At 47.3% G+C, this 25,933-nt stretch carries 25 protein-coding genes and 1 tRNA gene; 11 read left to right on the forward strand and 15 right to left on the reverse strand.

Translation table 11 applies throughout. The features are described 5' to 3' along the window. The first annotated feature begins 113 nt into the window (after window positions 1-113). Window positions 114-677, forward strand: a complete 564-nt coding sequence (locus H9625_RS09655) for a flavin reductase family protein (protein ID WP_191764090.1) — start codon at window positions 114-116, stop codon at window positions 675-677. Then, window positions 674-1,381 carry an AlkZ-related protein gene (locus H9625_RS09660; protein ID WP_022040515.1) on the forward strand — a complete coding sequence of 236 codons (708 nt, stop codon included), beginning with the start codon at window positions 674-676 and terminating at the stop codon, window positions 1,379-1,381. The genes H9625_RS09655 and H9625_RS09660 overlap by 4 nt, the downstream gene beginning before the upstream one ends. A 117-nt stretch (window positions 1,382-1,498) precedes the next feature. Here the strand turns inward: H9625_RS09660 and H9625_RS09665 are convergent, their stop codons facing one another. Further along, entirely contained in the window at window positions 1,499-3,475 is a 1,977-nt protein-coding gene (locus tag H9625_RS09665; protein WP_022040516.1) for a family 43 glycosylhydrolase, read from the reverse strand. A gap of 102 nt (window positions 3,476-3,577) precedes the next feature. Then, a complete protein-coding gene (locus H9625_RS09670; RefSeq protein WP_022040517.1) occupies window positions 3,578-4,588 on the reverse strand; it encodes an aspartate-semialdehyde dehydrogenase in 1,011 nt (336 codons plus the stop codon). 178 nt (window positions 4,589-4,766) lie between these two features. On the opposite strand from H9625_RS09670, the gene H9625_RS09675 reads away from it, so the two are divergent. From H9625_RS09675 to H9625_RS09690, 4 genes are all read left to right on the forward strand, one after another. Beyond that, window positions 4,767-6,914: a cation:proton antiporter gene (locus tag H9625_RS09675; RefSeq protein ID WP_191764092.1), complete on the forward strand. Its 2,148-nt coding sequence runs from the start codon at window positions 4,767-4,769 to the stop codon at window positions 6,912-6,914. Then, entirely contained in the window at window positions 6,893-7,633 is a 741-nt protein-coding gene (locus tag H9625_RS09680; RefSeq protein WP_191764094.1) for a tRNA threonylcarbamoyladenosine dehydratase, read from the forward strand. Before H9625_RS09675 ends, H9625_RS09680 begins: the two co-directional genes overlap by 22 nt. 95 nt (window positions 7,634-7,728) lie before the next feature. Further along, the gene (locus H9625_RS09685; protein WP_158100135.1) at window positions 7,729-7,899 is read left to right on the forward strand and encodes a hypothetical protein; all 171 of its coding nucleotides are present in this window, start codon (window positions 7,729-7,731) and stop codon (window positions 7,897-7,899) included. 88 nt (window positions 7,900-7,987) lie between these two features. Further along, a complete protein-coding gene (locus tag H9625_RS09690; protein ID WP_087207309.1) occupies window positions 7,988-8,662 on the forward strand; it encodes an ABC transporter ATP-binding protein in 675 nt (224 codons plus the stop codon). Window positions 8,663-9,137: 475 nt separating this feature from the next. Here H9625_RS09690 and H9625_RS09695 read toward each other — a convergent pair whose 3' ends face one another. Both H9625_RS09695 and asnA read right to left on the reverse strand, forming a co-directional pair. Then, a complete protein-coding gene (locus H9625_RS09695; RefSeq protein ID WP_087207307.1) occupies window positions 9,138-9,800 on the reverse strand; it encodes a uracil-DNA glycosylase in 663 nt (220 codons plus the stop codon). 109 nt (window positions 9,801-9,909) lie between these two features. Next, entirely contained in the window at window positions 9,910-10,950 is a 1,041-nt protein-coding gene (gene asnA / locus H9625_RS09700) for an aspartate--ammonia ligase (RefSeq protein ID WP_191764096.1), read from the reverse strand. Between the two features lie 231 nt (window positions 10,951-11,181). On the opposite strand from asnA, the gene H9625_RS09705 reads away from it, so the two are divergent. From H9625_RS09705 to H9625_RS09725, 5 genes are all read left to right on the forward strand, one after another. Then, window positions 11,182-11,253, forward strand: a tRNA-Arg gene (locus H9625_RS09705). Between the two features lie 172 nt (window positions 11,254-11,425). After that, entirely contained in the window at window positions 11,426-11,665 is a 240-nt protein-coding gene (locus H9625_RS09710) for a hypothetical protein (RefSeq protein WP_191764098.1), read from the forward strand. Window positions 11,666-11,742: 77 nt separating this feature from the next. Continuing rightward, window positions 11,743-12,747, forward strand: a complete 1,005-nt coding sequence (locus H9625_RS09715; RefSeq protein ID WP_191764100.1) for a DUF6340 family protein — start codon at window positions 11,743-11,745, stop codon at window positions 12,745-12,747. A gap of 55 nt (window positions 12,748-12,802) precedes the next feature. After that, the gene (locus H9625_RS09720) at window positions 12,803-13,252 is read left to right on the forward strand and encodes a hypothetical protein (protein ID WP_022040524.1); all 450 of its coding nucleotides are present in this window, start codon (window positions 12,803-12,805) and stop codon (window positions 13,250-13,252) included. Between the two features lie 83 nt (window positions 13,253-13,335). After that, window positions 13,336-14,334: an MBL fold metallo-hydrolase gene (locus H9625_RS09725; RefSeq protein ID WP_087250848.1), complete on the forward strand. Its 999-nt coding sequence runs from the start codon at window positions 13,336-13,338 to the stop codon at window positions 14,332-14,334. 274 nt (window positions 14,335-14,608) lie between these two features. Here H9625_RS09725 and H9625_RS09730 read toward each other — a convergent pair whose 3' ends face one another. From H9625_RS09730 to H9625_RS09780, 11 genes are all read right to left on the reverse strand, one after another. Next, window positions 14,609-14,878, reverse strand: coding sequence for a hypothetical protein (locus H9625_RS09730; protein ID WP_191764102.1), 270 nt, complete (start codon window positions 14,876-14,878; stop codon window positions 14,609-14,611). Between the two features lie 213 nt (window positions 14,879-15,091). Beyond that, complete coding sequence (locus tag H9625_RS09735) at window positions 15,092-15,376, reverse strand: DUF4884 domain-containing protein (protein WP_191764104.1); 285 nt, start codon at window positions 15,374-15,376, stop codon at window positions 15,092-15,094. Window positions 15,377-15,476: 100 nt separating this feature from the next. Beyond that, entirely contained in the window at window positions 15,477-18,104 is a 2,628-nt protein-coding gene (locus H9625_RS09740; protein WP_191764114.1) for a valine--tRNA ligase, read from the reverse strand. Between the two features lie 307 nt (window positions 18,105-18,411). Continuing rightward, a complete protein-coding gene (gene lysA / locus H9625_RS09745) occupies window positions 18,412-19,572 on the reverse strand; it encodes a diaminopimelate decarboxylase (protein ID WP_022040192.1) in 1,161 nt (386 codons plus the stop codon). Window positions 19,573-19,676: 104 nt separating this feature from the next. Further along, entirely contained in the window at window positions 19,677-20,999 is a 1,323-nt protein-coding gene (locus H9625_RS09750) for an aspartate kinase (protein WP_191764116.1), read from the reverse strand. A gap of 121 nt (window positions 21,000-21,120) precedes the next feature. Beyond that, a complete protein-coding gene (locus H9625_RS09755) occupies window positions 21,121-21,801 on the reverse strand; it encodes a cell division ATP-binding protein FtsE (protein WP_022040194.1) in 681 nt (226 codons plus the stop codon). Window positions 21,802-21,807: 6 nt separating this feature from the next. Beyond that, window positions 21,808-22,419: a bifunctional phosphoribosyl-AMP cyclohydrolase/phosphoribosyl-ATP diphosphatase HisIE gene (gene hisIE, locus H9625_RS09760; RefSeq protein ID WP_087250891.1), complete on the reverse strand. Its 612-nt coding sequence runs from the start codon at window positions 22,417-22,419 to the stop codon at window positions 21,808-21,810. A 38-nt stretch (window positions 22,420-22,457) separates the two neighbouring features. Beyond that, on the reverse strand, window positions 22,458-23,213 hold the full coding sequence (gene hisF, locus H9625_RS09765) for an imidazole glycerol phosphate synthase subunit HisF (protein WP_191764118.1): 756 nt from the start codon (window positions 23,211-23,213) through the stop codon (window positions 22,458-22,460). Between the two features lie 15 nt (window positions 23,214-23,228). Further along, window positions 23,229-23,951, reverse strand: coding sequence for a 1-(5-phosphoribosyl)-5-[(5-phosphoribosylamino)methylideneamino]imidazole-4-carboxamide isomerase (hisA, locus tag H9625_RS09770; protein WP_013616980.1), 723 nt, complete (start codon window positions 23,949-23,951; stop codon window positions 23,229-23,231). A gap of 1 nt (window position 23,952) precedes the next feature. Beyond that, complete coding sequence (gene hisH / locus H9625_RS09775; protein ID WP_087207291.1) at window positions 23,953-24,549, reverse strand: imidazole glycerol phosphate synthase subunit HisH; 597 nt, start codon at window positions 24,547-24,549, stop codon at window positions 23,953-23,955. A gap of 105 nt (window positions 24,550-24,654) precedes the next feature. Continuing rightward, window positions 24,655-25,908: an LA_2272 family surface repeat-containing protein gene (locus tag H9625_RS09780; RefSeq protein ID WP_191764120.1), complete on the reverse strand. Its 1,254-nt coding sequence runs from the start codon at window positions 25,906-25,908 to the stop codon at window positions 24,655-24,657. Window positions 25,909-25,933 lie beyond the last annotated feature (25 nt).

Genomic DNA, 25,933 nt, shown 5'->3' on the forward strand with positions numbered 1-25,933 from the left:
ACATTATCACATTGCCACATTATCACATTGCCACATTATCACATTGCCACATTATCACATTGCCACATTATCACATTGCCACATTATCACATTAAAATAAGGAGGAAAGCTTTATGAGAAAGAATTTTGGAGCAAAGCCGTGGACGTATCCACAGCCTGTATTTATCGTTGCTACTTACGATGGAGAAGGAAACCCCGACGCGATGAATGCCGCTTGGGGAGGCATCGATTACGACGATCAAATCAACCTGTGTCTGAGTGCAGGGCATAAGACCGTAAAGAACTTGCTAAAGACAAAAGCATTCACCGTAAGTATGGCAACAGCAGACCAGCTGACGGCTTGCGATTATGTAGGCATCGTTTCGGCAAACGATGTGCCCGACAAGTTTTTCCGTGCGGGATTCCATGCCGTAAAGTCGGAGTTTGTCAACGCCCCGCTCATCGAAGAATTGCCGATGGCAGTGGAGTGCGAGCTTGTTTCTTACGACCCGGAAATGTGCCATCTGGTAGGTCGGATTGTGAATGTATCTGCCGACGAGCGCATTTTGGACGAGAAGGGCAAGATAGACCCTGCTAAATTGCGCCCGATTTCGTTCGACCCCGTACACAATGCCTATCTGGAAGTAGGCGGGCATGTGGGCAGTGCGTTCAAGGACGGTATAGCATTGAAAAAATGATGATGTGCACCAAAGACAAGATACGCACGGCGGAAGATATGGAACGGCAGGTATTGGCTTTGGGCTTCCTGCCGTTTTTCCGATGCGGCATTCCCGGTTTCTCCATCGAAGAACGGACGGCAACTGAATATTGGTTCTCGGACGAAGAAGAAGGTCCGTGGGAATGGAAAGGCCCCGTCATCCGCGAGGGACATTGCGCCTATGGCAAGCTGTACAATAAGAAAGCGGGTTATGTCAGTCTGGAATGGCTTCCTCATCTGATGAACTGGCGGCGTTCACGCCGTTATGCGAAAGACGAAGATACTGCTGCACTTGATGATGTGGTGCTTCAGGCTATTTGGGGAGAAGGCAGTGTGACGGTGAAAGAGTTACGCTGCTTACTCGGTTTTGCCAAGAGGCGTGGGCGTCGATGCGAGACAGATCTGGTGGATGCAATGCAGAGTGATGGCAAGATTTCGCTTGAACCTATACTGACACGGTTGATGATGGGGATGCATGTTGTTATTTCCGATTTTGAATACAATATTGATCGTCACGGTCGTCCTTATGGTTGGGGAGTTGCCCGTTATACTTCTCCTGAAGTGCTTTATGGCAGGCAGGATGCCGGATGCACACCCGAAGAGTCGTATCGGCAGATATATGGACATCTTCGTAGTTTGCTGCCTGGCGCTTCTGAAAAAAAATTGCAAGAACTGATAGGTTGATAGCTTCTAGAGCATTTTTCAACGTTTTTCCGGTTGATTTTATCCGTCAAGATATTACGGTTGGAAGAGGCACACAGAACGAAGAAGTTTGTCTCTGTGTGTCTCTGTATGTGGGTATTAATGCTGCTTCCAGTATGCTTCCAGTGCATCAGCTTCGGCAGGAGTGATTTGAATTACAGTGCCGTGCTTGGGTGAGATGAAGTTAACGGCTTTCATTGCTCCTTCGTTGAAATGCCCCAGGTTGGTGAAATGTTTGAAATCGCTGGTTTCGCAGAACCCGAAGTTGTGTGGTTGGATGCTGAAGATGTCGTACATCACTACCCATTTATCTTCACCGATACGTTTCCACACGTTCGGTGCTTCACATGCTCCCGGTTCAAAGTCTATCCATTTATCTATGTAGCGGTAGGGACCGGTTACGTTTCCGTTATTGCTGATAGCCATGCGGATTCCTCCGGGATTTTCTTGGGCTACATACATCATGCAGGCACGTCCGTCGGGCAATAGGGATATGTCGGCATCCAGTATTTGGATTTTGGGGTCAGGATATTCGAAGAGTTGTTTGGGTTCACTGGTGAGCTGGGTGAAATCATTGTCGGTATAGGCGTAATAAAGTGTACTCCTTCCGTTGCCGTGACGCATCGTGAAATAAATCATCATTTTACCTGCCTGAGGGTCATAGATGGTTTCGGGTGCCCAGGCACATCCGATATCGCCGAATTTATCGGGGTAAGCTTTGTCTACCCGTATGTTGCTGTGAGTCCAGTGGATAAGGTCGTGCGATTTCATCAGTACCAGTCCGCGGTTATTCCCCCATCCGTACTGTTTTCCGTCCCGTTCCCATTCGGTTTCGCGTATGCCTTCCCGTTGGGCAAAGATATGCAAGTCGGTCATGGCAAGATAAAAAGCACCGTCTGGTCCGCGATAGATATGTGGGTCGCGTATGCCTCGTTGTTCGGCGATGGTATCTCCGCTGATGATTGGTTGTCCATCGTTGACCGCAGTAAATGTATAGCCGTCGCGGCTCGTAGCCATGAACAGGCTATGTGTCGGGTCGCTGAAAAATACAAATAGATACGCTCCCATGTTTTGCTCTGAGGTGCACAGGCGTCGTCCCAGCTTGAGTTTGTCACCCGATAAATCCACTTCGAATAACTGAGGAATGCGTATGTATCTTCCATTGTCGTTGTTGTGGCTATGTACAGACATCAGCCAGCGTCCGTTGAAGTCTTTAAACAGCATGCCATGTCCATAGTTTGGAGGTGTAATCGGTTCGGTTTCTTGTATCCACGGGCCTTCCAGGGTTCCGCTTTCCGAGTAGGCTACTCCTTGGGTATATACGTCTTCTATCCAGCTTGTCCATAGCATTCCCAGTCTTCCGGTTCCGGTGCGGAAGAGCCATGGCCCGTCTGTCACACGATTGGGTTTGTCTGTTCCTGTCTCGCGGCTCCAGGGTGAATCGCTTGCACGGAACAGCACTTCGCTTTTACCCGTTGTTCCGCTGAGGTCTGTCTTGAGTGCTATTTTCTCGATTGTGCCGTTCCAGTTCTGGAGCCATTCGCCGCAATATATCATGTAAGGCTTTCCGTCGGTATCTTCCCATAGTGTACCGTCTAGTGTGGGGACATTAGCGGGGAGGTAGACTTTATCTTTCATTGGGCGGTAAGGTCCTTCAGGACGGTCGCTTTCCAGTACGTGGCAGGCGCGTCGGGGAATGTCGTTTCCCCGGTAGTTCCCGATAAGAATGGAGTCGTTGGTAAAAGTTGCGAAATAATAATACTTTCCTTTGTATTTATGGAGTTCGGCTGCCCATATTTGTGGCTTGTGCCCCATCCATGAGTCTGGATCTGTTTCGGCTACGATGTAAGGTCCGTCCCATCGGTCAAGGTCTTTGCTTTTCCATAATAATCCTCCTGTTCCGGTCATGTAATAGGTGCGGGTTTCATCATCGGCCAGAATGCAAGGATCGCTGAGCCGGATGGAATCACGTGGGATTGCAGTACGGAATGTGGGGTGTTTTTTGTTTTGTGCCATAGAGGCGGTGCATGCCATTACGGCAAGCAGCAGGGTAAGTGCATCTCGGGTGAGTTTCATAGTCTTTGTTTTGATTGAATGAAGATGAGTGTTGTCATAAAGACGCAAAGGTGAGGTATCTTCTGTATCCTTTGCGTCTTTGCGTTTGGCTTGAATCGCCATTTATCTGATGTTGCCCACCTTAATCAGGTATTCGGCAATCTGTACGGCGTTTAGTGCTGCTCCTTTCTTTATCTGGTCGCCTACAATCCAGAAGGTCAGTCCGTTTTCGTCACTTAAATCTTTGCGGATACGTCCTACGTAGACAGGGTCTTTGCCGGCAAGGAACAACGGCATCGGATATTCTTTCTTTTCCGGATTGTCCATCAGTACCAGTCCTTCTCCTTCTGCGAATGCTTTGCGGGCTTCTTCTACCGACACGGGGCGTTCTGTTTCTATCCAGATGCTTTCCGAGTGCGAACGAAGTGCCGGAACGCGTACGCATGTAGCGCTTACCTTTACATCGGAGTGCATGATTTTACGCGTCTCGTTGTACATTTTCATTTCTTCTTTCGTATATCCGTTGTCGGTAAAGACATCGATTTGCGGAATCAGGTTGAAAGCGAGCTGGTAGGCGAATTTCTCTACTTTCACCGGCTCATTGTTTAATACTTGACGGTATTGTTCGTAAAGTTCGTCCATGGCGGCTGCTCCCGCACCGCTGGCAGCCTGGTATGTAGAAACGTGTACCCGCTTGATATGGGTCAGGTTTTCGATGGCTTTTAGTGCCACAACCATCTGTATGGTGGTACAGTTGGGGTTGGCGATGATGCCTCGCGGACGGTTCAATGCGTCTTGGGCATTGACTTCGGGTACTACCAGCGGAATGTCTGCATCCATGCGGAATGCACTTGAATTGTCAATCATCACTGCTCCGTATCGGGTAATGGTATCTGCGAACTCTTTGGAAGTTCCTGCTCCTGCAGAAGTGAAAGCAATGTCAACTCCTTTGAAATCATCATTGTGTTGCAGCAGTTTCACTTCGATTTCTTTTCCGCGGAAGGTGTATTTTCGCCCGGCACTGCGCTGGGAACCGAACAACAACAGTTCGTCTATTGGAAAATTTCTTTCATCGAGCACACGCAGGAACTCTTGTCCTACGGCTCCGCTTGCACCAACAATTGCTACTTTCATGTTTTTGTAATTCTGTTAAGTTAATACTTTTTCTGACTATATCTTGTTATTTTTAATCGGACTGTATCGTTTATGACGATTTCGACTGCAAAAATAAAACATTCTGTCCGATTAATATGGAAACTCGGAAGTTTTTTTCTACTTTTGTTCGATGAATGCAAAATGACGATACCGGTTTATGAAAGAATTGCTTGATTTTTTTTGTCTTGATATCCATTTTCCGATTACCGATCCTACGTGGATTTTTTTTCTTGTACTGGTGATTATTCTTTTTGCTCCTATTATTTTGGAGCGGTTGCGTATACCACACATCATCGGGATGATATTGGCTGGAGTAGTAATCGGCGAACATGGGTTCAACATCTTGGCCCGTGACAGCAGTTTCGAATTGTTTGGCAAAGTGGGGCTGTATTATATAATGTTCCTTGCCGGATTGGAAATGAATATGGAGGATTTCAAAAGTATCCGTGCCAAGGCGATGGTATTGGGCTTGCTGGCATTCATCTTTCCGCTGGGTATTGGATTCTGGACCAATATTCATATATTGGATTATGGTGTTGTTACTTCTGTCTTGCTTGCCAGTATGTATGCATCACATACCCTTATCGCATATCCTATTGTAATCCGTTATGGCATCAACCGTCAGCGGGCGGTGGGTATTGCTGTAGGTGGTACGGCTGTGACCGATACGTTGACTTTGCTGGTGCTGGCAGTTATCGGTGGCCTGTATAAAGGCGAATCGTCGGATATGTTCTGGGTATGGTTGGTCTTAAAAGTGATTATACTTGGCTCTGTCATTATGTATACTTTCCCGCCCATAGCCCGTTGGTTTTTCCGGCGGTATAGTGATAATGTGGTGCAATACATTTTTGTGATGGCGATGGTTTTCCTTGGTGCCGGATTGATGGAGGTAGTCGGTATGGAGGGAATTCTGGGAGCCTTTCTTGCCGGATTGGTGTTGAACCGGCTTATTCCGCACGTGTCACCGCTGATGAACCATCTGGAGTTTGTGGGCAATGCCTTGTTTATCCCTTATTTCCTGATAGGTGTGGGGATGCTTATCAATGTCAACGTTCTGTTCGGGCATATCGATTCGATAAAGGTAGCGGGCGTTATGATAGTGGTTGCCTTGGTGGGAAAATGGATTGCTTCGTGGCTTACCCAGAAGATTTACCGGATGCGTGCTGTCGAACGGGAATTGATGTTCGGTTTGAGCAATGCACAGGCCGCTGCTACACTGGCTGCGGTATTGGTAGGTTATGATATCATTCTGCCTTCGGGCGAACGTTTGCTGAACGAAGATGTGCTGAACGGTACGATTTTGCTGATTTTGGTGACATGCATTGTCAGTTCTTTTATAACCGAACATGCAGCCAAGCGGATTGCGACGAGTGATGATATTGGAGTGAACGAGGAAAAGGAGCAGGAAAAAGAACGTTTCTTGGTTCCCATCGCCAACCCCGAAACCTTGGAAGGACTGATGAGCCTGGCATTGGTATTGCGCGATGAGAAGATAAACGATAATCTGGTAGCACTGAGTGTTATCAATGACAGTAATGATTCGGTAAAGCAGGAAATGCGCAGTAAACGTAATTTGGAAAAAGCTGCGCAGATTGCTGCATCTACCAATGTACAGTTGAAGACGGTCAGCCGTTTTGATTTGAACATTACAACCGGTATCTTGCATACAGCCAAGGAATACGAGGCTACGGGCATCATCGTGGGGCTACATTATAAGGCGAGTATTGTGGATTCGTTTTTCGGCAATCTGACTGAGAACCTGTTGAAGAATACTTATCTGCAGGTAATGGTGGTGCGCTTCCTGATGCCGGTCAATACATTGCGCCGCATTATTGTGGCAGTTCCCCCGAAAGCCGAGTTCGAGCACGGGTTTACCAAGTGGATAACTTATATGTGCCGGCTGAGCAGCCAGTTAGGGTGCCGGGTGCAGTTTTATGCTTCTTCGCGGACATTGGGGTATATCAGTGGCTTTATCCAAAAGAAATACAAGGATACGCGTGCCGTCTATTCGGAGCTGGAAGAGTGGGACGACTTGCTGTTGCTGACCGGACAGGTTAACTACGATCATTTGCTGGTCATCGTGAGTGCACGGCGTGGCTCGATATCGTATGATTCTTCGTTCGAGAAACTTCCGATGCAAGTTTCGAAGTATTTCAATAACAACAGTATCATGTTGCTTTATCCCGAGCAGAAGGGTGACCCGAATGAGAGTCTTTCTTTCTCTGACCCGCGTGGATGGGCGGAAACGCAGTATTATGATAAAGTAGGAAACTGGATTTATAAATGGTTCAAGAAAAATTCATGAGCATGACAGGCAAAGAGTGGCAGCAACGTACGGAATTGCTGTTGGGCAAGGACAAGACAGAACGCCTGCGCCGGGCGCATGTGTTGGTAGTAGGATTGGGAGGAGTAGGAGCGTATGCCGCCGAGATGTTGTGCCGGGCAGGAGTGGGACAACTGACCTTGGTGGATGCCGACACGGTGCAGCCATCCAATATCAACCGTCAGCTTCCGGCACTGCATTCTACATTGGGACAGGCTAAGGCTGAAGTTCTTGCGGCACGTTTCCGCGACATCAATCCCGATATACAGCTGAAGGTATTACCCGTGTATCTGAAAGACGAGGCGATACCCGCACTGCTGGATAGTGCGCGATTCGATTTCATCGTAGATGCCATCGATACCGTTGCCCCTAAGTGTTATTTGATTTATCATGCTTTACAGCGTGGGCTGAAAATAGTAAGCAGCATGGGGGCAGGTGCCAAGAAAGACATAACCCAGATACGTTTTGCCGACTTATGGGAAACCTATCATTGCGGGTTGAGCAAAGCGGTGCGCAAGCGGTTGCAGAAGATGGGAATGAAGCGGAAATTGCCTGTTGTGTTCAGTACCGAACAGGCAGACCCGGAAGCTGTGATGCTGGTAGATGGCGAGCAGAACAAGAAGTCTACCGCTGGTACCGTCAGCTATATGCCGGCAGTGTTCGGCTGCTATCTGGCAGAATATGTCATACGTAAATTATAATAAGTAATGTACAAATTAATTGATATGACGGAGAAACGCAGATATTCGCGGATTTACGCAGATTGAATTAGAAGCTGTTTTGAATTTATCGTGCGATGATTTGGGATGAGTTTTTGAGGCATTTTCGCTTCTGTGATGAGGAAGATAGCGGGCTATCTGACGAAGAACAGGAGCGAAAAGGACCAAAAAATCGCCCAAAGCACACACGAAAACAGATACATCAAGCCAAGAAAAACTTTTTGGAGAAATTCAAAACAGCTTCTTAATAATTAAATTATTATCCGCGTTGATCCGTGTTTCAAAACAGACTCGTTAATACAAACTAATTAAGATTAGTTATTTAATTCGGAAATTATGATTCAACTGGAAGGAATAACGAAAAGTTTTGGTTCGCTGCAAGTATTGAAAGGAATCGACTTGACAATAAATAAGGGAGAAGTGGTCAGTATCGTGGGACCGAGTGGGGCTGGAAAGACTACGTTGTTGCAGATAATGGGCACCTTGGACAAGCCTGACGCCGGACGGATTGTACTGAATGGTGTAGAGGTGAACCGTCTTAAAGATAAAGGGTTGGCGGCGTTCCGCAACAAGGAAATAGGTTTTGTGTTTCAGTTTCATCAATTGCTTCCCGAGTTTACGGCAGAAGAGAATGTGATGATTCCACTTTTGATACAGGGCGTGTCAGGAAAGTCTGCCCGTAGAGAAGCGGAGGAGATGCTTTCATTTTTGGGGTTGGGAGAACGCGCTTTGCATAAGCCTGCCCAGTTATCGGGCGGCGAGAAGCAACGGGTAGCTGTGGCGCGTGCCTTGATAAACCATCCTTCTGTAGTCTTGGCCGATGAGCCTTCGGGCAGTCTGGACACGCAGAACAAGGAAGAATTGCATCGTCTCTTTTTCGAACTTCGTGACAAGCTGGGGCAGACGTTCGTTATCGTGACTCACGATGAGGCACTTGCCTCGCAAACAGACCGGACCATTCATCTGGTGGATGGAAAAATCAGTGGAGAAAGTGCTAATCCATTCCGATAAACACTTTCTCCGCCCGAAATCGAACGATTGATACAAGCAGCTGAACATCTTTGATTTATTTGAATATCCGCCAGTTCCTTTTGGGGATACCGAGTGCACTGCGCAGCGCAGCTATATCCGTCCGCATGTGCATATATGTGTATCCTGCATCCAATATAGTTGCATCACAACGGGCAATGACAATTGCTTTTGTTTATCTATGGCATCGAAAATATGGACTTGTATGATATATTATTTTTTTTGATTCCGTTATTTGCTTATTTGCAGCTACATACGGGGTAAAACAGAATGCTGTTAATAGATTTTCAAACCAACCGTTTCCAAATCCATTGCCGTATGGAAAGGATTGCGTACTTTTGCAGCATACAGGTACTAGTTGGCTAGGTTCTGAATAGTTTTTGTAGGCGCCAACCAAAGCTATCTGAAGCCTAGTACCTTGTCAACTCGTCACCTTGTCAACTTTCAAATGTTGAATCTACCAGTTAATCGGTGTCTTCCCATGCTGGATGAGGTATTCGTTGGTACGGCTGAAGTGTTTGTTGCCGAAAAAGCCGTGATAGGCGGATAGGGGAGAGGGGTGGACAGAAGTAAGTACGAGATGCTTGTTCCGGTCGATAAAGGCACCTTTCTTCTGTGCATACGACCCCCATAAGATAAAGACCAGGTGTTCGCGGTTTTCCGCCAAGGCACGGATGGCTGCATCGGTAAATTCTTCCCAACCCTTTTTCTGGTGCGAACCTGCCTGATGTGCACGTACTGTAAGTGTGGCGTTGAGCAGCAGCACGCCTTGCTGTGCCCAGCGGGTCAGGTTGCCGCTTGCAGGTATAGGGCTTCCCAAATCATCGTGTATTTCTTTGAAAATGTTTTGTAGTGAAGGAGGAAACGGCACGCCGTCATTGACGGAGAAGCATAGTCCGTGTGCCTGTCCGGGTCCGTGATAAGGGTCTTGTCCGATGATGACTACTTTTACTTTATCGTAAGGGCAAAGGTTGAACGCGTTGAATATCAGCTTGCCCGGCGGATAAACGGTTGTGTTGTGGTATTCTTGCCTGACGAAGTCGGTCAGACGGATAAAATAGTCTTTTTCAAATTCGGGAGCCAAAATTTGCTTCCACGATTCTTCTATCTGTACATTCATGAGTTATTTTTTTAGGTGACTAGGTGGCTAGGTACTAGGTGACTAGGGACTAGGTTTTAGATAGATTTACTAAGGTATTCAAAACCTGGTCACCTAGTCCCTGATTAAATTATATCAACTGCATTCCCCAATCGGCACATTCTTTCCGCATGTCTTCGGGCCAGATGCTTGCCTGTATTTCTCCGATATGTGCTTTTTTCAAGTAGAGCATACATAGGCGTGACTGTCCGATTCCACCACCGATGCTGAGGGGCAGCGAACCTTCGAGCAGCCGTTTGTGGAAATAAAGCTTGGTACGTTCTTCTTTGCCTGTCAGTTCCAGTTGTTTCAGCATGGCGGCTTTGTCTACGCGTATACCCATGGAAGAGAGCTCAATGGCGCGGCCTAATACCTCGTTCCATACCAGCAGGTCACCGTTCAGTCCCGGAAGTCCGGTTTTGGGGTCGATGGTTGTATAGTCATCATAATCCGGGGCACGGAGGTCATGAGGCTTTCCGTCACTTAGTTTGCCTCCGATTCCTATGATGAAAACAGAGCCTAACCGTTCGGTAATCAGGTTCTCACGTTCTTTGGGGGTCTTGTCCGGGTACATGTCCAGCAGGTCTTGTGCATGGATGAAGTGGATATCATGGGCAAGAAAGGGGGTAATCTGCGGATATGCTTCGCAAATCATGAATTCAGTGCGGCGCATGGCGGCATAGATGCGTGTCACGATGCTTTTCAGAAATTCTACGGTGCGTTGTTCGGGCGTGATGACCCGTTCCCAGTCCCATTGGTCGACGTAAAGCGAGTGCAGGTTGCCCAGTTCTTCGTCGGCACGGATGGCATTCATGTCTGTGTAGATGCCATATCCCGGTTCGATGTGATAGTCGGCAAGGGTCACTCTTTTCCATTTGGCAAGCGAGTGTACCACTTCGGCCTGTTGGTCGGCAAGGTCTTTGATGGGGAATGTGACGGGACGTTCCACACCGTTCAGGTCATCGTTGATTCCCATACCTTTTAAGACGAACAGGGGAGCTGTCACCCTTCGCAGGCGTAGTTCGGAGGATAGGTTTTGCTGGAAGAAATCCTTGATTTGTTTGATGCCAAGCTCTGTCTGTTTCATGTCGAGCAGGGGTTTGTAGTTTGCTGGTTTTATCAGATAGCTCATAATTTTTGCGTGATTAATTATTTGTAAAGTTATGCAAAGGTATAAATGTTTTGTAAAATTGCAATGCTTTTATTGATAATATTGTCATAATGTAAATGGATTATTTTTGTTTATGGGAAAAATGACATGCTTTTATTCCTTGTTTTCATAGGCTCATACGAATTTTTTATCCGAATCATTAGGATAGAATGAAGAATAATTGTATTTTTGTGCCGCAATTAAAAAAACAATGCACCCGTAGTTCAATGGATAGAATATCGGATTCCGGTTCCGACGATTGGGGTTCGACTCCCCACGGGTGTACTACTGCCAAGTCATAAACGGATAAAAACCCACTAAATAAGTTACTTTAGTGGGTTTTTTGTTTTCTTGCTCTTGCTATCCCGAAAATCCGTACACTTTTTTGGGGTGACATAATCGGTGACTTCCGCTTTCTTTGTTTCTTTTTATGAAGCTGTTTTGAATTTATCGTGTGATGATTTGTGATGAGTTTTTGAGGCATTTTCGCTTCTGTGATGAGGAAGATAGCGGGCTATCTGACGAAGAACAGGAGCGAAAAGGACCAAAAAATCGCCCAAAGCACACACGAAAACGGATACATCAAGCCAAGAAAAACTTTTTGGAGAAATTCAAAACAGCTTCTATGATTCGCGATATTTGTGCCCTTGGTGCCGGCGGGATGTTTTTCATGCTGTTATCGGTTATGAAAATGTGATAAAACCATGCAGGATGAGGGGGAGTTTCACTTTTTCTCCTTATCTTTGTGCATTACCAAGGAAAAAGAATATGTTTATGAACATACGGATTTTATGTTGTTGTATGCTGGTGGCATGGGGATTTGCATCGTGTGTGTCTGTGCAGACCCTTTCGTTCGACCAGCTATGTCCGGCAGAAGTCAGCTTGCCGGGACAGGTTGAATCGGTTGCAGTAGTCAATAATATGCCTTCGATACCGCTGGCAAAGAACAGTGTGGCTACACTGGGCAGCTTAAACGGTGACGGAAAGCAGACGGCGGAAGCATTTGCCGCTGCATTGGCCGATTCCAGATATTTCAATCAGGTGATAATATGCGATTCGGCACTGAATGACAAGGTTGCTTCGGATAATGCCGAAATCCGTCCGTTGTCGAAGGAGGAAGTGGGCAGATTGACCCGGGAATTGGGTGTGGACATGCTTTTTTCATTAGACCGTGTGTTTGTGCAGAACGTTAAGCGGGAAGTGATGTATCCGGGACTGATTGAGCCTTGGCCTGTTGTACTGACACAGGTCACTCCGGTATTGAGTATTTATTCGCCGGTGCGCGAACGGCCGCTCCGTGTGGTGGCTCCGGTAGACAGTCTGGACTGGGATCTGGACCAGATGCCTTCCGATAAGGTCTTGCTGAAATATGTGGCAGATTTCTCGGCACACTTGCTGGCACGTCAGGTTGCACCTTATTGGGAGCGTACCGACCGGGTTTATTTTGCCGGAGGGTGTGTCGAAATGCGCGATGCGGCGGTATGTGTCAATGAAGGTGACTGGGAAGGAGCCAAAGCGTTGTGGCATTCGCTTTACGGGAAGCGCAAATCGGGTAAAGTGAAAGGGCGTGCTGCTATCAATTTGGCTTTAGCCTCTGAAATGTTGGGTAAGCTGGATGAAGCAAGGAAATGGCTGGATGATGCAAAGAAGTATGTCGGATCCGGATCGGAAGAGGAGCAGGTATGGAAGTTCTCGGCTCTGCAACTGGAGAAACGGATGCGGCAGTTCCCTCATCTGAATATCCAAATGGGGCGTTTTGGAAACAATTTGTCGGAATAAAATTGTTGTTATTGAATTTTTTTGTACATTTGGTCAAGATAATAACGTAGATATGATGGATATTAGTGAACAGTCGCATAAGGCTATTGCTTCGGCTCTGAAAGAAGCTATCGGGAGATATCGTGGTAACGGCGAGGAATCGGTGCTGACAGACATACATTTGCATCCGGGACAGGAGAATGGAGAGTTGGTGATTTATGACGATGATGATGAAGTGCTGGCACGTACGGTCATTGCCGAATGGGTGAATTATGAAGGAGACGATTTCTATACGGAAATAGAACCTCTACTTCGTGCTGAAGTGACGGCATTGAAGGAACAGGGATTGCTGGACAAGCTTTCGCTGATGAAGCCGTATTCGTTTGTGCTGGTGGATGACGAGAAGGAGACTGTAGCAGACCTGTTGCTGATGGATGACAATGAAACCTTGTTCTTAAACGATGAATTGCTGAAAGGACTGGATGAGGAACTGGACGCATTTTTGAAAGACTTGTTGGAAAAATAAGATGTGGATGAAGTACGTTGTTCTTCATTGGCTTACGCCGAACGTTGTTTCTTAATTTTTCATTCTTCATTACTAAAAGGCTTATGGGAGAGCGCATTTCATTTCGCAGAAACGAGCGGTTGCGCACGGTCAATCCACATTGGCGTGGCAATCCTACAGCAGGGGGAAAGTTTTTTAACCGCCAGCACCGTTGGCGGCCGGGGATGGGGAGTGTATTGAAATGGCGCCTGTCTCCCAATCCGCAACGGAAAGAAAAACGCACCATCAAATGGGATCCGAAAGTGCATTTCCTTCGTTCGCTGGACGCCGTAGTGGGCAATTCGTTGATTTGGCTAGGACATAATTCTTTCTTTCTCCAGTTGGGGGGCAAGCGGTTTATGATAGACCCGGTGTATGGAAGCATTCCTTTCGTGAAACGCCGGAGCCCGTTTCCCGCCAATGTATCTGTTTTTAAGGACATCGACTATTTGCTTATCAGCCACGACCATTTCGACCATTTGGACAAGCCGAGTGTGGCACGCCTGTTTGCCGATAATCCGCAGATGAAGTTGTTTTGCGGCATTAATACAGGTACGTTGATTCAGAGTTGGTTCCCGGCAATGGAAGTGATAGAAGCTGCCTGGTATCAGCAATATGAGGCAGACGGGGTGCGGCTCACTTTCCTGCCTGCCCAGCATTGGAGCAAACGGGGCGTGAATGATGGGGGAATGAGGCTTTGGGGGGCTTTTATGATAGAAGCGGGCGGAATTACTATTTACAACAGTGGAGATACCGGTTATGCGCAACATTTTCAAGAATTGCCCGACATGTTTCCGCATATCGATTATTGCATGATCGGCATCGGTGCCTACAAGCCTCGCTGGTTTATGAAACCGAACCACATTTCTCCGTACGATGCGTTGACGGCTTCTGCCGAGATGCATGCCTGCATGACTATCCCGATGCATTACGGTACGTTCGACCTCTCGGACGAACCTTTGTTTGACCCTCCCCATGTGTTTAAGGCGGAAGCAAAGAAGCGTAACATGCCCGTCATTGTTCCCGAACTGGGGGAGATTGTCAAGTTGAAGCCTTTGCGGTAAATCTATGTATTAAGCAAGTGTGCAAAATGAAATAATATTATCAGAAACACAGATTTTCGCAGATTCTTTTGATTTACTATTTTTCGATTTACGAAGTACGATTTAATGCTCAAATAGTAGATAGTAAATTGTCAAATCGTAAAATTAAATATAGCTTCGTCTGGTGTAAGATTAATAATCTTCCGCTTGTAAGATTAATAATCTTGCAGCTTGAAGATTAATAATCTTGCACCAGATGAACTTATATGTAACTAAAAATATGAATGCCTTCATTTTACCCAATTTGCCTACAGGGGCTGTTTGCTTTTCTTTTGCCATTCCTATCAAGATACCGGCTTTGTGCCAGTAGGGTATTCATGTTTTTCCACGAAGACTTAGAAGCTGTTTTGAATTTCTCCAAAAAGTTTTTCTTGGCTTGATGTATCCGTTTTCGTGTGTGCTTTGGGCGATTTTTTGGTCCTTTCCGCTCCTGTTCTTCGTCAGATAGCCCGCTATCTTCCTCATCACAAAAGCGAAAATGCCTCAAAAACTCATCCCAAATCATCGCACGATAAATTCAAAACAGCTTCTTAATTCTATCTCAATAAATGTAAGGAAGATAAGTGCCAATGGAAAAAGGTGGACTTTTACCGGTTTCACGAAATAATGGAAAAGCAGAGGAAAGCAATCAGTTTATTTCCGGCGGAAAAATTACAAGTTTTCTTCCATATCTCCGAAAAAATGTGCGACTAAATTGCTGAACGGATTAAATCCTTTCTTACCAAATCGGGGAAACAATGCTGTCTTCCCGATGGATGGTGATGGTACGTTGTTTGGTTGAATCTGCGTGGATGCTGGTTACATCTCCACGAGTCGTGAAATATACGTAGTTTCCTCTGTCCCGGAAACGGTATACTTTTACTCCGTCGTGCTGGAACAGGTAATCTATCGTATAGGTATCGTTATTGCTTGGCTTTTCGTATCGCAAAGGGACATTCAGGTTGCAAGCAGAGATAATTAAGGTACTGCATACGAGCAGGCAGAATTGGAAGCGTTTTTTCATATTGGTAAGGTTGAAGAGTTAAGAATGAAGAAGAGAAACTTATCAGTTAACCTTATTCTCATTCTTCATTCTTAACTCTTCATTCTTCATTCTAAAAAAGTTATTTCTTCAGTGCGGCGATACTTTCTTTCAGTGCGGCAATCTTAGTTTCAGCATCTGCCTGCTTCTTGCGCTCCATTTCAATCACATTGGCAGGCGCTTTGCTTACGAACTTCTCGTTGCCTAACTTTTTCAGCACGCTCTGCAGGAATCCTTCCTGGTATTTCAGGTCGGCTTCCAGCTTTTTCAATTCTTCTTCTACATTGATGAGGTTGCCCAATGGCACGGCATATTCGGTAGTACTTACCATGAAGGCCGCTGCGCCTTCTGCTTTTGCTTCTACCGTATGGATATCGGACAGGTTTCCCATCTTTGCCAGGATAGAATTGAATGCGGATACCGGATTTGCTCCAACCACTTCCAAAGCCAGGGTTTCTTTCTGTGCAATGTTCTTTTGCAAGCGGATGGTGCGGATGCCTCCGATGACTTCTTTTACCTTCTCGAAATCGTTTACCAAAGCTTCGTTGAACCCTTCCGCTTTGTCCAGCTGTTGCGTCATGATGCTTTCGCCGGGCTGGCGGTCGTAGATGTGTTGCCACAATTCTTCGGTGATGAACGGCATGAACGGATGCAACTGCATGAGCAAGGCTTCGAAGAACTTCAGAGTCTGTTCGTAGGTGGTGCGGTCGATGGGTTGTCCGTATGCGGGCTTCACCATTTCGAGGTACCAGCTTGAGAATTCGTCCCAGAAGAGTTTGTAAACTGCCATCAGAGCTTCGCTCAGGCGGTATTTGCCGAATAAGTCTGTCACTTCAAGGGTGGTTTTTGCCAGCATTGCCTTGAACCATTCCGTGGCGATGCGGGCATATTCGGGCTGTTCGATGTCGGCCACGTTCCATCCTTTCACCAGACGGAAGGCGTTCCATATCTTGTTGTTGAAATTACGTCCTTGTTCGCAAAGCGCATCGTCGAACAGGATATCGTTTCCGGCGGGAGCCGAAAGCATCATACCCATGCGCACGCCGTCGGCACCGTATTTGTCAATCAGTTCCAGCGGGTCGGGCGAGTTGCCCAGTGACTTCGACATCTTGCGTCCGATTTTATCGCGCACGATGCCGGTGAAGTATACGTTGCGGAACGGCATATCGTGTTTGTATTCATAACCTGCCATAATCATGCGTGCCACCCAGAAGAAGATGATGTCCGGTCCGGTCACCAAGTCGCTCGTCGGATAGTAGTAGTTGATTTCCTCATTGTCCGGGTCGAGAATGCCATTGAAGAGCGAGATAGGCCAAAGCCATGAAGAGAACCACGTATCGAGGCAGTCTTCGTCCTGACGGAGGTCGGAGATGGTTAAAGCGGCGTTTCCAGTCTTCTCTTGTGCCAACTTCAATGCCTCTTCCGGCGTTTCAGCTACTACGTATCCGCCTTGGGGAAGATAATAAGCCGGGATGCGGTGTCCCCACCAAAGCTGGCGGCTGATGCACCAGTCCTTGATGTTCTCCAGCCAATTGCGGTACGTATTCTTGTACTTGGCAGGATAGAATTTCAGTTCATCGTTCATTACCGGAGGCAATGCCATATCGGCAAAGTGCTGCATTTTGAGGAACCATTGCATCGAGAGCTTCGGCTCGATAGGCACGTTGGTGCGTTCCGAAAAGCCTACCTTGTTGGTATAGGCTTCCACTTTCTCCATCAGTCCGGCTTCTTCCAGGTCTTTCTCGATTTGCTTGCGCACCTCGAAGCGGTCCATGCCCACATATAGTCCGGCGGCTTCGCTGATGGTTCCGTTGTCGTTGAAGATATCGATGCTTTGCAAGTTGTGCTTTTCGCCCAGCATATAGTCGTTTACATCGTGTGCCGGCGTAACCTTCAAGCAGCCTGTACCGAATTCGATATCCACATAATCATCTTCGATAACCGGAATCACACGGTTCACCAGCGGAACAATCACTTTCTTGCCTTTCAGCCATTGGTTTTTCGGGTCGTTGGGGTTGATACACATCGCCGTATCACCCATGATGGTTTCGGGACGGGTGGTGGCTACTACGGCATAGCGTCCTTCGGAATCTCCTTCTACCTTATAGCGGAGATAATAGAGCTTGCTATGTTCTTCCTTATAGATAACTTCTTCGTCAGAAAGTGCGGTCAGGGCTTTCGGGTCCCAGTTCACCATTCGCACACCGCGATAGATAAGTCCTTTATTGTATAAGTCTACAAAGACACGGATGACGCTCTTGCTGCGCGTTTCGTCCATGGTGAATGCCGTGCGGTCCCAGTCGCACGATGCGCCCAGCTTGCGTAATTGCTTCAGGATGATGCCTCCGTGTTCGTCTGTCCACGCCCATGCGTGTTTCAGGAATTCATCGCGTGTCAGGTCGGTTTTCTTAATGCCTTCTTGTGCCAGCTTGTTTACTACTTTGGCTTCGGTAGCGATAGAGGCATGGTCGGTTCCCGGCACCCAGCAGGCATTCTTGCCGGTCATGCGTGCGCGGCGCACCAGGATGTCCTGAATGGTATTGTTAAGCATGTGTCCCATGTGGAGCACGCCGGTCACGTTGGGCGGCGGGATGACGATGGTGTACGGCTCACGTCCGTCGGGTTTCGAACTGAATAGTTTGTTGTCCAGCCAATACTGGTACCATTTCCCCTCCACATCTGCGGGATTGTACTTACTTGCTAATTCCATCTTATTTTATTCGTTTTTAATGTTTACCTTATTCTGCTTCAGCGTGCAAAGGTAATAAATTCTTTGGAATATGCATATAAAATCAGCAGAATCAAATGGCGTGACATGATGTGCCGAGGCAAGCGGATGAAGCTATGGAGCTGTACGGGAAGGAATGCCGGTTTGTATTAAAGGTTTTATCGGGTGAGAACGGTAGTTTTAGCCTGTTGAAACCGGTCTGAAACTAAGCCGCTCCGCCAGATGCATCTGCACGCATCTGGCGGAGCGGTCAGGTATTTGTTTGCAGGAGTAAAGAACTGGGAATGTGTTATCTCAGTTCGTCCGACGTGTAGCCTTTCGGGAGCGGTCGGCAATTGTACCCGGATGCCATGATTTCTCCGTATGCGCCTGCAGAGCGGATGGCAAGAAAATCGCCACGATGTGTGCGGTTCAGGTCGATGGCTTTTCCAAAGACATCGGACGATTCGCAAATAGGCCCTACTACATCGTAGGTTTCCACCGGTTCTTCGGAGGAAATGTTTTCTATCTTGTGGTATGCCTGGTAAAGGGCAGGGCGGATGAGGTCGGTCATACCTGCATCGGCGATGGCGAATTGCTTGTTGGTGCCTTGTTTCACGTATATGACGCGTGTGATGAGGCTTCCGCATTGTCCTACTACAGAACGGCCCAGCTCGAAGTGCAAAGTCTGTTGCGGGCGAAGCTTCAGGTGCTTGTGGTAGGTAGCAAAGTATTCGGCAAAGTCGGGGATGGATTGACGGTTGGGATGCGCGTAATCGATGCCCAGCCCTCCTCCTACGTTGATATGTTCCACGATGATTTGGCGTGCGTAGAGTTTTTCCTGCAATTCGTTTACACGGTTGCACAGGGCGATGAAGTCTCCCATGTCCAGGATTTGCGAACCGATGTGGAAGTGCAGGCCGACGAACTTCACGTGGTTCATTTCGAGTGCCCGGTCGATAACCTTATCCATATCCTGCATGCTGATGCCGAACTTGTTTTCGGCAAGGCCTGTGGTGATATTGGCATGTGTATGTGCTCCTACATCGGGATTGATGCGGAAAGCTACGCGTGCTATCTTGTTCTTGCCGGCAGCCAGCTGGTTGATGACTTCCAGTTCGGGAACAGACTCTACGTTGAAGCAAAAGATGTCGTGGTCGAGTGCAAGGTTGATTTCCTTGTCGGTCTTGCCTACGCCGGCAAATACGATCTTGCTTGCGGGAAACCCTGCTTGGATAGCCGCTTCTATCTCCCAGCCGCTTACGCAATCCACTCCCAGTCCGCTCTCGCGGATGATGCCTAAGATTTTAGGATTGGCGTTTGCCTTGATGGCATAGTGCACACAGAATTTGTTGTACTTTCCGGCTTCGGTGCGGATAACGTTTAAGGTCTCGCGCAACAGGTCGGCGTTGTAATAATAAAAAGGAGTTTCTACGTTTTGGAATCTCTCTACAGGAAAAATACCTTTCATAATCGATTTGTATTAAGTATTATAAAAAAAGCGGACGATGCGGTTTGTGTTACAACCGTACCATCCGCTTTTCGTGTTATATAAAAGTTATGAAGAAGATTTCATTACTTGCCGGCATTGAACAGCACGTCGCTCAAGGATTGCAAGGCTTTCTTCTTGTCGCATTCCCGAATCAGGAACGAGATGTTATAGTTGCTGCCTCCGAATGAAATCATACGTACCGGAATGTCACGCATCGCATCGAGCGCTTTGGCTTCGAAGCCCACGTTTTCCCATTCCAGGTCGCCCACAACACAGACGATGCACATGTCGTGGTCAACGGTAACGGTGCCGTATTTCTTCAAGTCATTGACAATTTCATTTAAATGTTTGGTATTGTCTATCGACATCGATACGCCTACTTCCGAGGTGCAGACCATATCAATGGCGGTCTGGTAGCTTTCGAATATTTCGAATACTTTCCGCAAGAACCCGTAAGCCAGCAGCATACGGCTCGACTTGATTTTAATGGCTGTTATGTTGTCTTTGGCAGCTACGGCTTTGATTTTCCCCTTTTCGGTATCATTTGAAATCAAGGTACCGGGGGCGCTTGGTTCCATCGTATTCAGCAGGCGCACCGGAATATTGGCATATTTGGCAGGCTGGATGCAGGTGGGGTGCAGGATTTTAGCACCGAAGTATGCCAGTTCTGCGGCTTCTTCGAAATGCAGCTGGCGTACGGGCGATGTTTTGTCAACCACACGCGGGTCATTGTCGTGCATGCCGTCGATGTCGGTCCATATCTGGATTTCAGAAGCGTTGATAGCGGCTCCGATGAGGGATGCGGTATAGTCGCTTCCGCCCCGTTGCAGGTTGTCGATTTCGCCGTATGCGTTGCGGCAGATGAATCCTTGGGTGATGTAGATGTCTTGTCCCGCATGTGCTTCCAGCTGTGCGGCAAGTTTCTCGCGGATATAATTCAAGTCAGGTTCACTGTTTTTGTCCGTGCGCATGAATTCCAGTGCAGGAATCAAATAGGCTTTTACGCCTTGTTCGCACAGGTAGTTGGTAACCATGTTGGTAGAGATGATTTCTCCTTGTGCCAAGATTACCTTTTCTTCGAACAACGTAAAAATATCTTTTGTAAACGACCGGATGTAATCGAATACCGATTTTACAAATTCCAGTGTCTTCTGTTTGTACTCCTCTGTAGAATAAAGTTCATCAATGTGTTGTTTGTATTTGCTTTCCAACCTGTTGATGATTTCATTCGCACCTTCTGGGTTTTTCTTGTACAGATAATCTGAAATTTCGACCAAGGTATTGGTTGTACCCGACATGGCAGACAGGACTACGATTTTCTGTTCGCCGTCGGTAATCAATTTGGCAACGTCTTTCATTCTCTGTGCCGAGCCTACCGACGTTCCTCCAAACTTTAAAACTTTCATTTTCAGTTTCGAATTTTTAATTGTTCTGTTTAAATACTTTTTTCTTTTCTGTGCGCAAAGATACGAATATTTCACGGTCTTTTTATGATTTGCCGCTAAAATCTTGGTCTCTTTGTTTTTTTTAGGATTCGCCAATGCGTTGCAAATGATGCTGTTCGCAACGGTAAACGATTCCCGGATATTCGGAGAGTAGGTGAAGGTTATGGGTAGTCATAATGATAGCCGAGCCTTGATTGCATATTTCCTTCAGCAGTTCCACGATGTTTCGTCCGGTTTCCACATCCAGATTTCCCGTCGGTTCATCGGCGAGGATAATATCTGGACTGTTCAGTATGGCGCGCGCTATCACGATGCGTTGCTGTTCGCCTCCGGACAGTTCGTTGGGCATCTTATAGCCTTTGTTTTCCATGCCTACCCGTTCGAGTACTTCCGCAATACGGTTTTCGATGGCTTGCCGTTGTCTCCATCCGGTGGCACGCAACACAAATTCCAGGTTGTCGTGTACGGTCCGGTCGATAAGTAGCTGGAAGTCTTGGAACACGATACCCAGTTTACGCCGCAATTCGGAAATATTCTTTTGCTTCAGTTTTTTCATATCATAGCCCAATACGGTGGCTTCTCCTTTCGCAATGTCCAGTTCTCCGTAAATTGTTTTCAGGAGAGTAGATTTTCCGCTTCCCACTTTGCCGATGATGTAGACGAACTCTCCTTTATGCAGTTCGAAGTCCACATCATGCAGGACGCAGAGAGCCTGTTGGTCGATTTCCACTCCTTTGTATCGGATTAGCGGTGTTTCGTCCATAAGTCATCAATGTTTTTTCCAGGTTGCGCTATGACGTTCTTTCAATTCCCGTGCCAGGTCTTCGATGCGGTATCCTTTTGAGGTGAGTAGTACAATCAGGTGATACAGCAGGTCGGCTCCTTCGTAAATCAGACGTTCATCAGTACCGTTACAAGCCTCGATAATGGTTTCTACAGCTTCTTCGCCTACTTTTTGTGCCATCTTATTGACTCCGGAGCGGAACAGGCTGGTAGTATACGAGTGTTCGGGCATTTCTTCGTGGCGCTTGTCGATGAAGTCTTGCAATTCTTTCAAGAACATGATGTCTTGCTCGTTTTTTTCTCCCCAGCAGGTGTCGGTGCCCGTATGGCATACAGGACCGGTCGGGTGTGCCTGAATGAGCAAGGTATCATTGTCGCAATCGCTCTTTATGGAAACTACTTCCAGAAAGTTCCCGCTGGTTTCGCCTTTCGTCCATAAGCGTTGTTTGGTACGGCTATAGAACGTGACTTTGCCTGTTGTCAAGGTCTTTTCGTAGGCTTCTTTGTTCATGAATCCAAGCATAAGCACTTTTTGGGTGTAGCTGTCTTGGATAATGGCAGGGACTAATCCGTCCATTTTATCAAAGTCGGGTTGCATAGTTTTTTCATTTTAAGGGTTATGAGATATATAATCAGTTAAATTCTTACGTTAATGCCTTCCGTATGGAGGTATGCTTTCAGTTCGGGTATGGGTATTTCGCCGAAATGGAATACACTTGCCGCCAGTGCCGCATCGGCTTTCCCTTGCGTGAACGCGTCTTTGAAATGCTGTTTGTTCCCGGCTCCTCCCGAAGCGATGACCGGAATGGTTAATGTGTCGCTCAGTATTGCCAGTGCCTTGTTTGCGTATCCGTTTTTCACTCCGTCGTGGTCCATGCTGGTGAAAAGTATCTCTCCGGCTCCCCGTTCGTTGGTTTCATGCGCCCAATTGAACAAGTCCTTTTCGGTTTCCACCCGTCCTCCGTTCAGATAACATTTCCATCCTTTTTCCGTTTGGCGGGCATCAATGGCAACCACACATACTTGAGAACCGAAATGCTGGGCTATGTCATCAATGAGTTGGGGATTCCGGATAGCGGCAGAATTGACCGATACTTTATCGGCACCGGCATTCAGCAGGCGCTCCACATCGCTTAGCTCGTGAATGCCTCCGCCTACGGTAAACGGGATATTGATGCAGGCAGCTATGCGTTTCACTAAGTCGGTAAACGTTTTCCGTCCTTCGTGGCTGGCTGTAATGTCCAGGTAGACCAGTTCATCGGCTCCTTGCCCGCTGTAGAGTTGTCCCAGTTCCACGGGGTCGCCTGCTTCGCGCAAGTTGATGAAGTTGGTTCCTTTTACGGTTTGTCCGTTCTTTATATCCAGACAGGGTATGATTCGTTTTGCTAACATGCGCTCTACTCCTTATTATATTATATAGTGGCTAAGTTCTTTTAGTGAAATCCGTCCTTCGTAAATGGCTTTCCCGAATACAACGGCTGGGATGCCTGCTTCATCCAGTTTCAGGATATCATCCATACAGCTGATGCCTCCGCTGGCTATCAGGTAAAGTCCCGGACAGGCTTTCAGTATGTCTTGATAGAGCGGGAGGGAAGGACCGTCCAGCATTCCGTCATGGCTGATGTCGGTACACAATACCTTGGTGATTCCTTTTTGTGTGTATTGCTCTAAGAAGGGCATCAGTTCCATCGGGCTTTCTTCTTTCCAGCCGTTGATGGCGATTTTGCGGTCTTTCACATCCGCTCCCAGAATGATTTTCTCGTTCCCGTAGGTTTGCAGCCATTCACAGAACCATTCGGGGTGTTTCACGGCTACGCTGCCCAGTGTGACCATTTCGGCACCGCTCTCGAATGCGATTTCGATATCGCCCGATGTCTTGATTCCTCCGCCGAAATCGATGATGAGCGAGGTATGAGTGGCAATCTGTTCCAATGTGCGGTAATTCACGATATGGTGGGATGCGGCTCCGTCTAAGTCGACCACATGTAATCTGCGGATGCCGTATGCTTCGAACTCTTTGGCTACTTCCAGCGGATTCTCGTTGTAGACCTTCTTCGAATTGTAATTGCCTTGCGAGAGACGGACACATTTTCCATCAATGATGTCGATGGCTGGGATTAGTTCTATCATGTCAGTATGCTATGTTTAAAAAGTTCTGTAATATACGTTCTCCGGTTTTCCCGCTCTTTTCGGGATGAAACTGGGTGGCATAGAAGTTGTCTTTGTGCAGGGCGGCACTGAAGGGCAGGATATAGTCTGTCCGGGCTGCCGTAAAATCGTTTAGCGGAACGTAATAGCTATGCACGAAATAGACAAATTCTTCTTGTTCGAAACCGTTGAACAATAGCTTGTCTGTGCATTGGATGGTATTCCAACCCATGTGGGGCACTTTGTCTTCGTGGCGGACAGGCTGGAAACGCTTGACATCTACATCGAAAATGCCCAAGCACGGGACATCACCTTCTTCCGAATGCCGGCACATCAATTGCATGCCCAGGCAAATGCCTAAAACGGGTTGTTTCAGGTCGGTGATCAGCCGGTCCAGCTGATGCTCCTGAAGGTATTCCATGGTGTTCTTGGCTTCTCCGACGCCCGGAAAGATGACTTTATCCGCTTTTCGGATAAGTTCCTTGTCGGCGGTAATGACCGGCTCTATCCCTAACCGGCGCAAGGCATAGTCTATCGAGAAGATGTTTCCTGCATTGTATTTGATAATCGCTACATTCATGCTTTTTCTCTTGTTTCTTTTTTGTTTTTGCAAAAATAGCGAATTATTGTTGAATTCCTATTATTTGTAGCAGAAAGATGTAGTTTTGTTTGGAATGTGTTGCATTTAGAATAAAACGATACCGGCTTCGAAAGTCCCTTTGTGGTCTAAGGTGTGTCCCTTGCTATACGGGCGTGTCCAGGCATAGCCACCCGAGGCGAAGATGCCCAGTCTTTTCGTTATGCGGAACTCCAGATTCAGGCGTGGTTGAAGGGCATAAGTCCGTGCAGGATATCCTTTGTGTTTGTTATCAAGTGTTTCGATGTGGTAAAATCCTGCATCGGCACTGATTTCCAACAGGCGGCAAAGCGGGAGGTATATACCGGCGCGGTAGAAAGCAGAAGCCGAGAGATCGTGGTCAAGATCGAAGTACCATGCACCTCCGCCCAGTTCGGTGTAAGTGAACCGGTTCTTGAAGCGCACCGCCACGTTTGCTTTATTCAAGTTCCCGCTCGAAACTATCAGCTGAATGTGTGTGCGTGGTGAAATATTGATGCACCCTATCTGGTGAGCAAGGCTGTCTGAGCTGAGGTTGAAAAAGCCCAGTTGCAGGCTTTTGTGACCATGGCTGGAGATATTGGCTATTCCAAGCTGTACTCCTTTGTTTTCAGCACTGTAGTTTCCCAGACCTAGTTGCACGCCTTGGTTCGTGACCGCTACATTACCTAACATTGCTAGTTGTACGCCTTGGTTGGCACTGCCCACTACATTCAGTAAAGAGGTGAGTTGCATACCGCGTATGGTGTCTTTACAAGCATTCATCAGTCCTCCCAACATCAGTCCGTTTTGGTCTTGTCCGGTAATATTGGCTATTCCTGCAAGCTGCACTCCCGATGAATTTCCATTGCTCATATTCAGCAACCCGCTGAAAAGAATGCCGCGCGTGTTTCTTGCACTCATATTGCCAATGCCTGACAATGCGAATCCGTTTATCGTTCCTCCGTTTACATTGACCAGGCCGCCCAACACGATGCCGGATGTGTTCCTGCCCGTTACATTGGCAATGCCTGCCAGCTGGAATCCTGCAGCGTCCACCCCTGTGATATTGGTCAGTCCTGTTACCTGAAGACCTTTTGAATGGTGGTAGGTTACGCTGGACAAGGCGTTGATGCCCATACCGTTCAAACATGGGTAGTTACTCAGTAGTCCAAGGTTGAAGTATGTGCGCGAAGGCTGCTTTTTCTGATTTGTAATGTTCAGTGCAAGGTGGATGCCCTTTTTCTGTCCTTTCTGGGTGTGTAGTTGGGCGTTTGCCGGCAGCACTGTGGCTATAAGCAGGCAGGTATATAAAATACCTGCCAATAGCGTGTTTGGTTTCATATAATTTGAATGTTGTCTATCACAG

It is taken from the genome of Phocaeicola intestinalis (assembly GCF_014837065.1).
Taxonomy (GTDB): Bacteria; Bacteroidota; Bacteroidia; order Bacteroidales; family Bacteroidaceae; genus Phocaeicola; species Phocaeicola intestinalis.